The organism is Agromyces aurantiacus (genome assembly GCF_016907355.1).
In the GTDB taxonomy this organism is placed as follows: Bacteria; Actinomycetota; Actinomycetes; order Actinomycetales; family Microbacteriaceae; genus Agromyces; species Agromyces aurantiacus.
In genome coordinates this window covers 42,183-55,428 of record NZ_JAFBBW010000001.1, presented here as the reverse complement: position 1 = coordinate 55,428, position 13,246 = coordinate 42,183, and the positions used below count along the sequence as shown (strand labels likewise).

Annotated in this window: 9 protein-coding genes; 6 read left to right on the top strand and 3 right to left on the bottom strand. The window is 72.4% G+C overall.

Translation table 11 applies throughout. From position 1 onward, the window contains the following. Nucleotides 1-5 precede the first annotated feature (5 nt). The 4 genes from JOD46_RS00230 to JOD46_RS00215 all read left to right on the top strand — a co-directional run bounded on the left by JOD46_RS00230 (nt 6) and on the right by JOD46_RS00215 (nt 5,890). Nucleotides 6-1,535: a DHA2 family efflux MFS transporter permease subunit gene (locus tag JOD46_RS00230; protein WP_204390708.1), complete on the top strand. Its 1,530-nt coding sequence runs from the start codon at nt 6-8 to the stop codon at nt 1,533-1,535. A gap of 78 nt (nt 1,536-1,613) precedes the next feature. Further along, nucleotides 1,614-2,828 carry an ABC transporter ATP-binding protein gene (locus JOD46_RS00225; RefSeq protein WP_204390707.1) on the top strand — a complete coding sequence of 405 codons (1,215 nt, stop codon included), beginning with the start codon at nt 1,614-1,616 and terminating at the stop codon, nt 2,826-2,828. 71 nt (nt 2,829-2,899) lie between these two features. Further along, nucleotides 2,900-4,045 (top strand): type 2 periplasmic-binding domain-containing protein, encoded by a 1,146-nt coding sequence (locus tag JOD46_RS00220; RefSeq protein ID WP_204390706.1) that lies wholly within the window; start codon nt 2,900-2,902, stop codon nt 4,043-4,045. Nucleotides 4,046-4,048: 3 nt separating this feature from the next. Further along, nucleotides 4,049-5,890, top strand: coding sequence for an ABC transporter permease (locus tag JOD46_RS00215; protein WP_204390705.1), 1,842 nt, complete (start codon nt 4,049-4,051; stop codon nt 5,888-5,890). On the opposite strand, the gene cofD is transcribed toward JOD46_RS00215, so the two are convergent. Then, nucleotides 5,868-6,935 (bottom strand): 2-phospho-L-lactate transferase, encoded by a 1,068-nt coding sequence (gene cofD / locus JOD46_RS00210; RefSeq protein WP_204390703.1) that lies wholly within the window; start codon nt 6,933-6,935, stop codon nt 5,868-5,870. The two genes, JOD46_RS00215 and cofD, sit on opposite strands and share 23 nt — an antisense overlap. 411 nt (nt 6,936-7,346) lie before the next feature. After that, nucleotides 7,347-8,345 (bottom strand): zinc-dependent alcohol dehydrogenase family protein, encoded by a 999-nt coding sequence (locus tag JOD46_RS00205; RefSeq protein ID WP_204390701.1) that lies wholly within the window; start codon nt 8,343-8,345, stop codon nt 7,347-7,349. Between the two features lie 157 nt (nt 8,346-8,502). Here JOD46_RS00205 and JOD46_RS00200 point away from each other — a divergent pair, with 157 nt between their 5' ends. Together JOD46_RS00200 and JOD46_RS00195 are read left to right on the top strand one after the other, a co-directional pair. Then, nucleotides 8,503-9,912 carry a phosphoribosyltransferase family protein gene (locus tag JOD46_RS00200; RefSeq protein ID WP_307834847.1) on the top strand — a complete coding sequence of 470 codons (1,410 nt, stop codon included), beginning with the start codon at nt 8,503-8,505 and terminating at the stop codon, nt 9,910-9,912. Continuing rightward, on the top strand, nt 9,909-11,222 hold the full coding sequence (locus JOD46_RS00195; RefSeq protein ID WP_204390697.1) for an erythromycin esterase family protein: 1,314 nt from the start codon (nt 9,909-9,911) through the stop codon (nt 11,220-11,222). The genes JOD46_RS00200 and JOD46_RS00195 overlap by 4 nt, the downstream gene beginning before the upstream one ends. A 76-nt stretch (nt 11,223-11,298) precedes the next feature. Here JOD46_RS00195 and JOD46_RS00190 read toward each other — a convergent pair whose 3' ends face one another. Further along, nucleotides 11,299-13,203 carry a pectate lyase-like domain-containing protein gene (locus JOD46_RS00190; protein WP_239562482.1) on the bottom strand — a complete coding sequence of 635 codons (1,905 nt, stop codon included), beginning with the start codon at nt 13,201-13,203 and terminating at the stop codon, nt 11,299-11,301. Nucleotides 13,204-13,246: the final 43 nt, after the last annotated feature.

The following is a 13,246-nucleotide window of genomic DNA, read 5'->3' as shown; positions in this document are numbered from 1 at the left end:
CGCGAATGAACCGGATCACCACGCCGTGGCCCGCCCTGTGGGCGCTCGTCATGGGGTTCTTCATGATCCTCGTCGACACCACGATCGTCACCATCGCCAACCCGGCGATCCTGCGCGACCTCGGCACCGACCTGACGGCGGTGATCTGGGTGACCAGCGCCTACCTCCTCGCGTACGCCGTGCCGCTGCTGATCACCGGCCGTCTCGGCGATCGGTTCGGGCCGCGGCGCGTCTACCTGGCCGGACTGGTCGTCTTCACGCTCGCCTCCCTCTGGTGCGGGTTCGCCGACGACATCGGCGTGCTCATCGCGGCCCGCGCGGTCCAAGGGCTCGGTGCCGCGCTCATGACCCCCCAGACCATGGCCGTCATCACGCGCATCTTCCCGCCGCAGCACCGCGGCGCGGCCATGGGACTCTGGGGCGCCGTCGCGGGCGTGGCCATGCTGGTCGGCCCGATCCTCGGCGGACTCCTGGTCGACGCGTTCGGGTGGCAGTGGGTCTTCCTGGTGAACGTGCCGTTCGGCATCGCGGCGTTCCTGCTCGCCTGGCGATTCGTCCCGCGCCTCGAACGGCACGTTCACCGCCTGGACTGGCTGGGGGTCGTGCTCAGCGCGATCGGCATGTTCCTGCTCGTGTTCGGCATCCAGGAGGGCGCGACGTACGAGTGGGGCACCGTCGTCGGCCCGATCACGGTGTGGGGCGTGATCGGGACGGGTGTCGCGGTGCTCGCGGCCTTCGTGGCCTGGCAGGCGTTCAACCCGGTCGAGCCGCTCCTGCCGCTCGCGCTGTTCCGCGACCGCAACTTCGCCCTCTCCAATCTCGCGATCGCGCTGGTCGGCGTCGGCGTCGTGGCGATGCCGCTGCCGCTCGCGTTCTACTTCCAGGTCGGGCGCGGCATGACTCCGACCGAGGGCGCGCTCATGCTGGTCCCCATGGCGGTGGTCTCGGGCGTCCTGGCGCCACTCGTGGGGCGGCTCGGCGATCGCGTGAACCCCAAGTGGATCGCGTTCGCCGGGCTGTCCACCGTGGCATCCGCCCTCGGCTGCTACGTCGCGCTGATGTCCCCGGACGTCGCGCTCTGGATGCTGCTGCTGCCGTCGGCGCTCCTCGGGCTCGGCATGTCGGGCGTCTTCGCCCCGCTCGCGTCGACGGCGACGCGCAACCTGCCTCCGGCCCGCGCGGGGATCGGATCCGGCGTGTACACGACGACTCGGCAGCTCGGCTCCGTGCTCGGCTCGGCGGCGATCGCCGCGCTCATGAGCGCCCGGCTCGACGTCGAGCTCCCGGGCGTGGACGCGGACGTGGCCCGGCGAGCCGGTGAGGGGTCGGGCGGCGGGCTTCCGGCTTCGCTCGCCGAGGGGTTCGCCGCGTCGATGTCCCAGTCGCTGTGGCTCGCGGTCGGGGCATTCGCCGCCTGCGCGGTGGTGGTCCTCTGCTTCGCTTCGCCGCGGGTGACCGTGGAGTGGGGCGAGCACGCGGCCGAGGGCGACCGGGCGGCGGACCCGGAACCCGCTGGCGCCGCGCCGGGCAGCTAGGCGCGTGCCGGACGTCCGGAGCTACGCAGCCGATCCATTCATGTATCCAGAATCCAGAGAATGCCGAAGGAGCCGTCGATGACGACGTCGTACCAGCACAGCGGGCGGATCGCGCGGGCCCCGAAGGACTCCGCACCCGACGCCGCGAACGGCGAACCCCCGGGCGAGGTCGACCCTCGCATCGGCGGCGGTCGCCTCGTGGTCGACGGGCTGGAGAAGCACTACGAGCTGGACGGCGCCCGCGTCGGGGTCGTGAAAGGCGTCTCGTTCACCATCGAGCCGGGCACCTTCACCTCGCTCCTCGGCCCCTCGGGATGTGGCAAGACCACCACGCTGCGCTGCGTCGCCGGCCTGGAGACCAGCAACGGCGGGCGCATCACGCTCGACGATCGGGTGCTGTCGAGCAGCAGCCGGCACCTCTCGCCCGACAAGCGGGACGTCGGCATGGTGTTCCAGAACTACGCCATCTGGCCGCACATGTCGGTGTTCGCCAACGCCGTCTTCCCCCTCCAGGTGGCGTCGGGGCGGCTGCCGAAGAAGGAGGCGCGGAAGCGCGCGATGGAGGCGCTCGAGCTCGTCCAGCTCGACGCCTTCGCCCACCGCCCGGCGACGGCGCTCTCGGGCGGGCAGCAGCAGCGCCTGGCGCTCGCCCGCGCACTGGCCCACCGCCCGCGGCTCCTGCTCCTGGACGAACCGCTCAGCAACCTCGACGCGAAGCTGCGCGACACGATGCGCAACGAGCTGCGGAGCCTCCAGCAGCGCCTGGGCATCACGGCGCTCTACGTCACGCACGACCAGTCGGAGGCGCTGTCGATGTCGGATCGCGTCGCCGTGATGAACCAGGGTCGCATCGTGCAGGAGGCCACGCCCCGCGAGCTCTACTTCGAGCCGGCGGACCGATTCGTCGCCGACTTCGTCGGCCGGGTCAACATGATCCCGGCCGTCGTCCGCGGTCGCGACACCGACGGCGACGCGCTCGTCGAGGCGTACGGCGCCCGACTGACGAGCCCGTGCCCCGAGAACGTGGGCATCGGAGCCGACGTCACGATCACCTTCCGGCCCGAGAGCGTCCGGTGGCACGATGTCGCACCGGATCGACCCAATGTGCTGCCCGCCCGCGTGGTGCGGGCGGAGTTCCTCGGCGAGATCGTCGAGTACGAGGTCGACATCCTCAACGGCGACGCGGCGGTCGGCCGCCTCATCGCACGAGGTGCCCCGATGAACGCGCCCGGCCCCGGCAGCACCATCCACGTCGAGCTCGCGCCCCGCGCGTGCCGAGTGCTGACGGCGTGACCCACCCCAACAAGAGACAGATCCACGTCAGAGAGGACATCCGGATCATGAACGCACGCACACTACGCGCAGTGCCCATCGCCCTCCCGGCAGCAGGGATCCTGCTGCTCGCCTCATGCAGCTCGACGCAGGCGGCGGTGCCGGACGCGATCGACCCCGACGGCGACGCCGCGCAGGGCGCCGCCTGCGATGCCGTCGAACTCGGCGCCATCACCCGCTGCGAGAACTTCTACGAGGACTTCTGGCCCGAGATCGACCGCCAGATGGACGCGCTCTACGAGACGGCGAAGGAGACCGACGGCGGCCGGCTCGTGATCTGGGACTGGTACGAACTCGCTCCCGAGGTCATCGCCCAGTTCAACGAGCGCTACCCCGACCTCACGATCGAGACGCGCGGCCTCACCTACAACCTGTCCTCGGCGGTCATCTCCGCCAAGGCGACCGGTTCGCGCAACAGCGACATCCTGTCCGGATCCCTCGTCTCGGCGGCCGCGATGACCGACGAGGGGTTCTGGGCCGACGTCGACTGGACCGACTTCGGCGTTCCGGAGGAATTCCTCACGGTTGGCGCCCCCGGGATGCTGCCCGACAGCATCAACGGCTCGCTCATGCAGTACAACCGCGACGCGATCGAGGTGCCCTCGACGCTCGACGGACTGCTCGACCCGGCGTACCGAGGCAAGGTCTCGATCGCGAACTACAACCCGATCGTCTTCTCCGGCTACGGCATGGCGGAAGGCGAGGACGCCATGGTCGACCTCATCGGCGAGCTGAAGTCCTCGGGGAACCTCGTCGTGCTCGAGGACCAGAACTCGCCGCTGTCCAGCGGCGACGTCCCCGTCGCCCTCAACCAGACGCTGTACAACCCGAACCCGAGCCTGGCGGTCGCGCCCTTCGAGCACTCCGGGGTCTTCGCGCAGTTCTCGGGCGTGAACTCCGACGCGGAGAACCCCTCCGGCGCCATGCTCTGGTCGCTCTGGAACGCCTTCGACCCCGAATGGCTGAAGCTCCGGATGACCGACGAGCGGTTCTCGACGACCCAGGTCCCGTACGCGGGTCTGCCGTCCTCCGTCTTCGAGCAGGCCACCGGCCTCATGAAGACCAACGCGGATGCGCTGCTCCAGGGCCTCGAGAACGGATCGGCCACCGAGACGGTCGAGACCCGCGACGACTGGATCGCCATGATCACCGCCGCCGACGACGCGCTGAACGGCTAGCGGATGTTCCGGGCAGGGCGGACCACGCAGGCCGAGCGCACCCGGCCGACGGCGATGAAGGTCGCGACGGTCATCGCCGGGACGGTGATCGTCCTCCTCCTCGCGATTCCGCTGGTGGTGCAGGTCATCACGGCCTTCCGTGGTCCGTTCCTGCCGTTCGGCGTCTCGTCCGCGAGGTGGTCGGTCGACAACTTCGCGACCCTGTGGGAGCTCCGCGAGGACTTCTGGGCGGTCCTCGGCTCGACGGCGGCGTTCGTGGGCGGCTCGACGGTGCTCTCGCTCCTGATCGCGTTCGGGCTCGCCTGGGTGACGGTGCGCACCGACGCCCCGTTCCGGCGGGTGATCTCGGTGCTCGTGATCGTGCCGTTCATCATCCCGCCCATCGTCAAGGCGCAGGCCTACCTGCTGATGCTCTCGCCGCAGTCGGGAGTCCTCAACCAGCTCCTGCACGCCGCGCCGGGCTTCGAGGGCGTCACCGTCGACCCGTACGCCTTCTCGACCATGATCGTGATCCAGTCGCTCACGAACGTGACCTTCCCGTACCTGATGATCGTGCCGATCCTCACGAACATGGACGGATCGCTCGAGGAGTCCGCCCGGGTCTCCGGGGCGTCCTGGCCCAAGACCCTCCGACGCGTCACGCTCCCGATGCTGTGGCCGGGCCTGCTCGGCGTGACCGTGCTCACCTTCATCCTCGGACTCGGGAGCCTGGAGATCCCGCTCCTCTTCGGACAGCAGTCCGGCCAGTCGATCTTCGCCCTCAAGCTCTGGACGCTCATCAGCGCCGACGCGGGCGAACTGCCGCAGTACGGCCTGGCCGCCGCGTGGGGGTGCGTCTTCCTCGTCATCACGACGATCGCGTTCGTGGTCTACCTCCGCGCGACCCGCGACGCCGAGCGACGGGCGTCCGTCTCGGGCAAGGGGTTCCGCCCGACCACGATGAGGCTCGGGGCCTGGCGGATCCCCGCCCTCGCCGCGATCGTCGTGTTCATCCTCCTCACGGCGATCCTGCCGCTCTTCGCCCTGCTCTGGGCGGCCATCACGCCCTATCCGATCGCGTTCTCCTTCTCGGCACTGGTCGAGCAGACGCACTTCACCGCCTTCGGCGAGGTCCTCGGCGACGGCGAGTTCTGGGCGTCCCTCGGGCGCACGCTGGTCATCGCCGGCGGCAGCGCGACCATCGCGAGCGTGGCGGCGACGGTGCTCGCCTACGGCATCGCCCGCAGCCGCTCGACCGCGTGGACCAGGGGCATGGACCTCTTCGCCTCGTCGTCCGTGGCCATCCCGACCGTGATCGCGGGCTTCGCGATGTTCCTGACCTTCATGGTGATCAATCCGGTCATCCCGCTGGCGGGGACCCTCTTCGCCCTGATCATCGCCTACTCGTACCGGGTGTCGATCGCCTACCGGTCGGGGTACAGCGCGACGTTGCAGATCCGGCGGGAGCTGGAGGAGGCGGCACAGGTCAGCGGAGCCAGCCAGATGGAGGGATTCCGCCGGATCGTCGTGCCCCTGCTGATGCCGACGGTCTTCGCCGTCTGGATCCAGGTGTTCATCCTGGGCACCAACGAGTTCACCCTGCCGGCCTTCCTCGCCACGCCGGAGACCCGGCCGCTCTCGGTCTACATGTACGCGATGATCAACCCGCGATCGGCGCAGCTGTACGCGCCCGACCAGGGCGCGGCGATGGCGCTGATCTTCACGCTGCTGGTCTTCGTGATCGGCTACGGCCTGCAGTGGGCCGTGTCGCGGCGCGCGATCGGACGTGCGAGAGGGCGCTCGGTCGCACCGGACGACGCGGCTCGCGAGCCGGCGGTGCCGGTCATCGCGTCGCCGACGACCTGAGCCCGAGGTCGATGGCCTCGCCCGCGAGCGCGGCCGAGGTCTCGAGATCGTGCATCCAGAGCGGGACGGACGCCGCGGCGATCCCGGCCGCCTCGAGCCCCGCGACGGCGGCCGCGTCGGTCTCGTCGACGAGCCATCCGTCGAGCAGCCCGCCCTCCGGACGGCGCGCGCCGTAGTGCCGCGCGACCGCCGCGGCATCCGTCTCGACCCCGATGGCCGACAGGCACGCATCGGCCATGCCGCGCACCACGCGGCCGCCGATGATCGGCGAGACCCCGACGACCGGCGCCGGCGTCGCCGCGAGCGCCTCGCGCATGCCGGGGACGGCGAGGATCGTGCCGATCGAGACCACCGGGTTCGACGGCGCGAGCAGCACCACGTCGGCCTCGGCGATCGCCGCCTCGACGCCGGGCGCCGGGCGGGCGCGGTCGAGGTCGCGCTGCACGAAGCCGAGCGCGGGGATCGACGCGCGGTGCCGCGTCCACCACTCCTGGAAGTGCAGTTCGCTCCGGCCGGCCGCGTCGGGGTGTGCAGGGTCGATCCGCACCCAGGTGTCGACCTCCGTGTCGGTCGCGGGGATGAGCCGGACGCCGAGCGGCCACCGCCGCTGCAGCCGCTCGCCGACCTGCGAGGGCGTGAGGCCCTCGCGCAGCCATGAGGTTCGCGCGAGGTGCGTCCCGAGGTCGAGGTCGCCGAGCGTGAACCACGGCCAGCCCACGCCCCACTCGCGCAGCTCGGCGGCCACGCGCTCGGTCTCGCCCGCGCGACCCCACCCGCGCTCGGTGTCGTTGACGCCCGCGAGCGCGTAGAGCAGCGAGTCGAAGTCGGGCATGAGGCGCACGCCCGCGAGCCACAGGTCGTCGCCGGTGTTGACGACGACCGTGATGTCGGCGGATGTCGCGACGCCGGGCCCCGCCGTCGCGGCGGCGGTCGCGTCATCCGCCGTCGCCGTGCCGTCCGCCGGCCATCTGCGGGCGCACTCCGCCCGCAGTCCGCGCACGAATCGCGCGCCGCCGACGCCTCCTGCGAGCACCGTGATCTTCACCGTCCCACGCTATCCCGTGCGTCGCGCCGCCCCGCGTGCCGAGTCCCGGGTTGTGGTGGGTGGGCCCGCGGAAACCCGGGAATCGGGGAATGGGGTGCGGGGGATGGCGGCGGGGGGCGTGCCGAGTCCCGGGTTGTGGTGGGTGGACCCGCGGAAACCCGGGATTCGGGGGATGGGGTGCGGGGGATGGCGGCGGTTCGCGTGCCGAGTCCCGGATTGTGGTGGGTGGGCCCGCACAAACCCGGGATTCGGGGAATGGGGTGCGCAGGATGGCGGCGGTTCGCGTGCCGAGTCCCGGGTTGTGGTGGGTGGACCCGCGGAAGTCCGGGAATCGGGGAATGGGGTGCGCTGGGCGAGGCAGGTGGCGTGCCCAGGCGGGACGGTGGAGGGGCCGTGTGCCCGCCCGCCGCGTCAGGCGTCGCGCGCGAGCACGAGCGAGCCGGACGCGCGTCCGCCGAGCAGCGCGTCGACCGCCTCGGGCGCACGGTCGAACGGGTACGGCGTGGTCGACGGGCGCAGGTCGAGGCGGTGCGCGAGCCGCAGGAACTCGTCGCCGTCGGCGCGCGTGTTCGCCGTGACGGTGCGGAGGTCGCGCTCGAGGAACAGGTGGTCGACGTAGGTCATCGCCGGGACATCCGTCATGTGGATGCCGGCGAGCACGACCGTGCCGCCGCGCGCCGTCGCCTCGAGCGCCACGGGGACGAGCTCGCCCGCGGGCGCGAAGACGATCGCCGCATCGAGCGGCTCGGGCGGCCGCGCGCGCTCGTCGCCCACGAACGCGGCGCCGAGCTCCCGCGCGAGCGCGCGATTGGCCTCGCCGCGGGTCATCGCCGAGACCGTGGCGCCCGCGGCCATCGCGAGCCGCGCCGTCAGGTGGGCGCTCGACCCGAAGCCGTAGATGCCGAGGTGGCCTCCGGGCGGCAGGTTCGCCCGTCGGAGCGCCCGGTAGCCGATGATGCCGGCGCACAGCAGCGGGGCGACCGCGATCGGGTCGGTGTCGGCGGGAAGGGCGTAGGCGAACGACTCCGACACGGTCGCGACCTCGGCGTAGCCGCCGTCGGCGTCCCAGCCGGTGAAGGTCGCGCCGGGGCAGAGGTTCTCGCGCCCCGTGCGGCACCAGACGCACGACCCGCACGTGGAGCGCAGCCACGCGATGCCGACGACATCGCCCACGCGCGTGCGACGGACACCGGGACCGGTCGCCGCGACGCGGCCCACGACCTGGTGACCGGGCACCACCGGGGTGCGGTGCGGCGGCAGGTCGCCCTCGATCACGTGCAGGTCGGTGCGGCACACGCCGCACGCGAGCACGTCGACGACCAGCTCGTCGCCCCGCGGCTCGGGAACCGGCAGGCGTGCGCGCTCGAGCCCACCGTCCCCTCGCGTGATCCACGCGTCGACCTCGCGCATGCGCACCCCCGTGCGAACTCGTCCGATCCCTCGGCTCGTTCCCTCTGCAGCAGCGTGCCGCGGTTCGCGCGCGGCATCCGGGCCGAAGGTCACGCGAGCGGCCGTGGGAGGACCTACGACTCTCGCGCGGCGCGGGGTGGGGGCCGACGCTGGAGGGGTGTTCCGCGATCGTCCCGATGCGGCGGCACAGCTCCTGCGCCGCCTCGACCACCTCCGCGGCGAAGATGCCGTGGTGCTCGGCCTTCCGCGTGGCGGCGTGCCCGTCGCCGCGGTCGTCGCCGAGGGACTCGGGGTGCCGCTCGACGTGATCGTCGTGCGCAAGCTCGGCCTGCCGTTCCAGCCCGAGGTCGCGATGGGCGCGATCGGCGAGGGCGGCGTCCGGTTGGTCAACAGCGAGCTCGTCGGACGCGCGGGCGTCTCCATCGCCGAGCTCTCCGAGGTCGAGCGGCACGAGCGCGCGACGCTCGACCGGCGCGTGGCGATGCTGCGACGCGGCGCCGCACCGCGCTCGCTCGAGGGCCGCACCGCGATCGTCGTCGACGACGGGCTCGCCACCGGGTCGACGGCCGAGGTCGCGTGCCGGGTGGCACGCTCGCTGGGCGCGCACCGCGTGGTGCTCGCCATCCCGATCGGCCCGGAGGATGCCGCGTCGCGCGTGCCGTCGGCGAACGAGGTCGTGTGCGTGGAGTCGCCGCACTGGTTCCACGCCGTCGGGCAGGGGTACGAGGACTTCTCCCCGACGAGCGACGAGGAGGTCATGCTGCTGCTGGACGCCGCGGAGCGCCGCCTCGCGGGCGAGCCGTGGCGACCGGCCCGGTCCATCGAGACGGCGCAGGTCGAGGTCCCGCACGGCGGGCTCCGGCTCGCGGCCGACCTGAGCGTGCCGGAAGCGCCGACGGGGTTCGTGGTGTTCGCGCACGGCAGCGGCAGCAGCCGCCACAGCCCGCGGAACCGGCTCGTCGCCGACGCGCTGCAGCGCGCCGGGCTCGGCACGCTCCTGCCCGACCTGCTGCTCCCGCACGAGGAGGCCGACCGCGCGAACGTGTTCGACATCCCGCTGCTCGCCGACCGGCTCGTCTCGGCGGTCGCGTGGCTGCGCGCGCATCCGGGGGCCACGGGCCTGCCGATCGGCTACTTCGGCGCGAGCACCGGCGGCGGTGCGGCGCTGTGGGCGGCGTCGGAGCCCGGGGCGCACATCGCGGCGATCGTCTCGCGCGGCGGCCGGCCCGACCTCGCCGGCGAGCGGCTGGGCTCGGTGCGCGCGCCCACCCTCCTCATCGTCGGCGGTGCCGACCACCAGGTGATCGAGCTGAACCGGTGGGCGCAGGCGCGCATCGCCGCGCCGTGCGAGCTCGAGATCGTGCCGGGGGCGACGCATCTCTTCGAGGAGGCGGGCACGCTCGCCGAGGTCGCGATCCTCGCGCGCGACTGGTTCCTTCGGCACTTCGCGCCGTCCGCGCCGGCGGCTGGGTCGGCACGGTCCGCGGCGTCCGCACCGTCCGCCGCGTCCGCGGCGTCCGCGGCATCCGAGTCCTCCGCGCGATCCGGCCCGGGAGGCCCCGCATGACGTTCGACGGCCTCGGCGGCCCGCTCACCGCGGCGGAGGAGATCCGCGCGCTCGCACGCCCGCTCGGCACGCCCGCCGACCTGGACCCGCTCGTCGCCCGTGCCGGCGACGCCCGGTTCGTCGCGATCGGCGAGGCGTCGCACGGCACGCACGAGTTCTACGCCTGGCGGGCCGACCTCAGTCGGCGGCTCATCGAGGAGGCGGGCTTCACGTGGATCGGCGTCGAGGGCGACTGGCCCGACTGCTGGCGCCTCGACCGCTGGGTGCGCGGGCTCGACGACCAGGGCCTGGATGCCGCGAGCGTGCTCGCGCGGTTCGACCGATGGCCGACGTGGATGTGGGCCAACCGCGAGGTCGCCGACTTCCTTGACTGGCTGCACGCGGTCAACCTGGACCGCACCGAGCGCGTCGGGTTCTACGGCCTCGACGTGTACTCGCTCTGGGAGTCGCTGTCCGAGATCCTCGGCTGGCTCGCTGCGCACCGCGTCGACTCGCTGCCCGCGGCGATGCAGGCGTGGCAGTGCTTCCTGCCGTACCAGGAGGATCCGCAGCGGTACGCGTGGGCGACGCGGATCGTGCCCGAGGACTGCGAGGACGAGGTCGTCGGCCTGCTCGTCGAGGTGCGCCGGCGGGCGCATCCGACGTCGCGCCTGGATGACGAGGACTTCGACGTGCTGCAGAACGCCGAGGTCGTGGCGGCCGCGGAACGCTACTACCGCGTGATGGTCCGCGGCGACCGCGAGTCGTGGAACCTGCGCGACATCCACATGGCCGACACGGCCGACCGGCTCGCCGAGCACCTCGGACCCGACGCGAAGGGACTGCTGTGGGCGCACAACACGCACGTGGGCGATGCGCGCGCGACGGACATGGCTTCCGCGGGCATGGTCAACCTGGGCGAGCTGCTGCGGCGCCGCCACGGTACGCCTGACGTGGTGCTCGTCGGCTTCGCCTCCTCGGGCGGGACCGTCGTCGCGGCCGATGCGTGGGGCGAGCCCGACCGGGTCATGCCCGTGCCCGAGGCGCGACCGTCGTCGCACGAGTGGCTGCTGCACGAGACGCTCGCCACGCCGGCGCTGTTCGTGTTCGGCGCGGACCGGTCGGGACCGTGGCTGTCCCGGCGCCTCGGGCACCGGGCGATCGGCGTCGTCTACGACCCCGCCCGCGAGCACGGCAACGTCGTGCCGACGATCATGGGCGCGCGGTACGACGCGCTGCTCTGGTGCGAGCGGACGCGGGCGCTCCTGCCGCTGCACCGCGAGGCGCGTGCGGCCGAGGCCGAGTACGAGACCGAGCCGACGGGGTTCTGAGCCGGATGTCGCGGCGCCCCCCAGCGCCCGGAACCGCGCGGGTTCCGGGCGCTCCGGGCGCCTCGGCCGGCTCCGGTCAGGGCGCGGGGTAGTCCGTGACGAAGCGCGGCTGGCCGATCACGCTCGTGTCGGCGGTGCCGCCGGTGCCGTTCACCACGTGCAGGATCGTCCCGGCGCTGAGGTTGACCGTCATCACGTGGTGCAGCCTGACGCCCTCGCGCTCGGGCACCGTGAAGCCGTTCTCGGTGACGATCGAGGGGGTGTTCTGGTTGAACACGTAGACGCCGGCGCCGTAGAGCTCGTGCGTGCCGACGTCTTCGGCGACGGCGTACCCCGGATAGCCGAGCGTGCCGTCGGGCTGGGTCCAATCTGCCTGCGTGGGCGGGTCGTACGGCAGCTCGTTCTGGTAGAGGACGACCGTGCCGCCCTCGCCCTTCCAGAGCGTGTTGAACTGCTGGAAGTGCTCGACGAACAGGCCCGTCGCGGTCACGTCGTCGCCGTTCACGACGAGGCCGTTGCGCCCGGTGTTGGTGTTCCAGCGGTCGGTGTCGCCGTTCACGCCCTCGGTGAAGCCCTCGATGCCGTGGTCGGCGCGCCACACCCAGGCATGATCGATCAGCACGTGGTCGGCGTTGACCTCGATCGCCGTGTCGACCTTGCCGACGTGCGGTCCGCCGACGCGGACGTAGACGTCGTTCAGGGTGATCGGATCCGTCGCCGTGCCGCGGTCCGCGCCGCTCGTGCCGCTCTGCGCCTTGCCGACGCGCAGCAGCGCGGGCGACAGCTTCTCGCCGGCGTCGAACGTGACTCCGGCGACGACGATGCCGGGCGCATCGGCGACCTCCATCGCCACGGCGCCGCCGGTCGCGGTGAGTGTCGCGTGGCCCATGCCGAGCACGACCGTGCCGGCACGCTTGACCGTGATCGTCGCGCCGATGTCGTAGATGCCGGGCGTGAGCAGCAGGTTCTTGCCCGCGGCGAGCGCGCGGTTGATGGCCTGCACCGAGTCGCCGGGCTTCGCGATGAAGAAGTCGCCGATCGGCACCGTGCGCCCGGGCGTCATGCCCTCGCCCCACGAGATGCCGCGGGTGCCCGTCGCCGCCGACGGAACGCGCACGTTGAACGCCCCGGTGTCGTCGACGAACAGGTACGGCTTCTCGCGGCTGACGGGCGTCTTGTCCAGCGTCGTGTAGGGCGGGTTCGGGAACGCCGTCTCGTCGGGCGCACCGACGGTGCCGGAGAAGACCTGGTTCCACACGGCGTTGCTCCAGCCGGCCGAGACGTCGCTGTTGCGCGTGAGCCACTGCTGCTGCGAGCCGTTGATCGTGAACGGCAGGCGCGAGTCGGCGATGTAGCCGCCGCTCGCGTACTGCGGGCCGGCGGTGCAGTAGTCCATGAGCGACAGGTTCGCGCCCGAGATGTCGAGCCGGCGCATCGAGACGGCCTGCGAGACCGCCCAGAAGTTCGCGCTGGCGCGGCATCCGTCCTGGCCGGCGCCGTTCACGTGGAGCGACAGGTTCGACAGCGTGCGCCAGAAGTTCACGAGGGCGAGGCAGTTGGAGGTCCCGCCGTCGGCAAGGCACCGGTTGTAGACCTCGATCTTGCCGTCGACCGTCACGTCGGAGGGCGACGCGCCCAGGCCGGCGACCTCGGTGTAGTACCCGACCTCGAACTGCAGCGGGGTCGCGCCGCCGCCGTACGTGCCGGGCATGAAGTACACGGCCTGCCGGTTGGAACCCATCTCGTCGTCGCGCTGCTGGTCGGCGAGCGCGTCGAGCTCGGCGTCGATGTCGGCGAGCGGCATCGACGGGTCGAAGATCGTGACGTTCGGGCCGAAGTCGGGATGCATCGGGTCGACGACCGGCGGGGGCGCCGCCTGCGCCGGGCCGGCGGCGAGTGCGCCGGCGACGAGGGCCGCGCCGGCGACGGCGGCGAGAGCCCTGCGTCTCGTGGTCTGCATGCGTGGGGCGATCGTGCTCATCCTGGTCCTCTCCTTCGAGGCGGTGGTGGAGCCGCGTGCCCGG

Excerpts from the sequence above, each read along its gene's own strand:
- JOD46_RS00230 (WP_204390708.1), top strand. The coding sequence starts at position 6 with ATGAACCGGATCACCACGCCGTGGCCCGCCCTGTGGGCGCTCGTCATG.
- JOD46_RS00225 (WP_204390707.1), top strand. The coding sequence starts at position 1,614 with ATGACGACGTCGTACCAGCACAGCGGGCGGATCGCGCGGGCCCCGAAG.
- JOD46_RS00215 (WP_204390705.1), top strand. The coding sequence starts at position 4,049 with ATGTTCCGGGCAGGGCGGACCACGCAGGCCGAGCGCACCCGGCCGACG.
- JOD46_RS00205 (WP_204390701.1), bottom strand. The coding sequence starts at position 8,345 with ATGCGCGAGGTCGACGCGTGGATCACGCGAGGGGACGGTGGGCTCGAG.
- JOD46_RS00195 (WP_204390697.1), top strand. The coding sequence starts at position 9,909 with ATGACGTTCGACGGCCTCGGCGGCCCGCTCACCGCGGCGGAGGAGATC.
- JOD46_RS00190 (WP_239562482.1), bottom strand. The coding sequence starts at position 13,203 with ATGAGCACGATCGCCCCACGCATGCAGACCACGAGACGCAGGGCTCTC.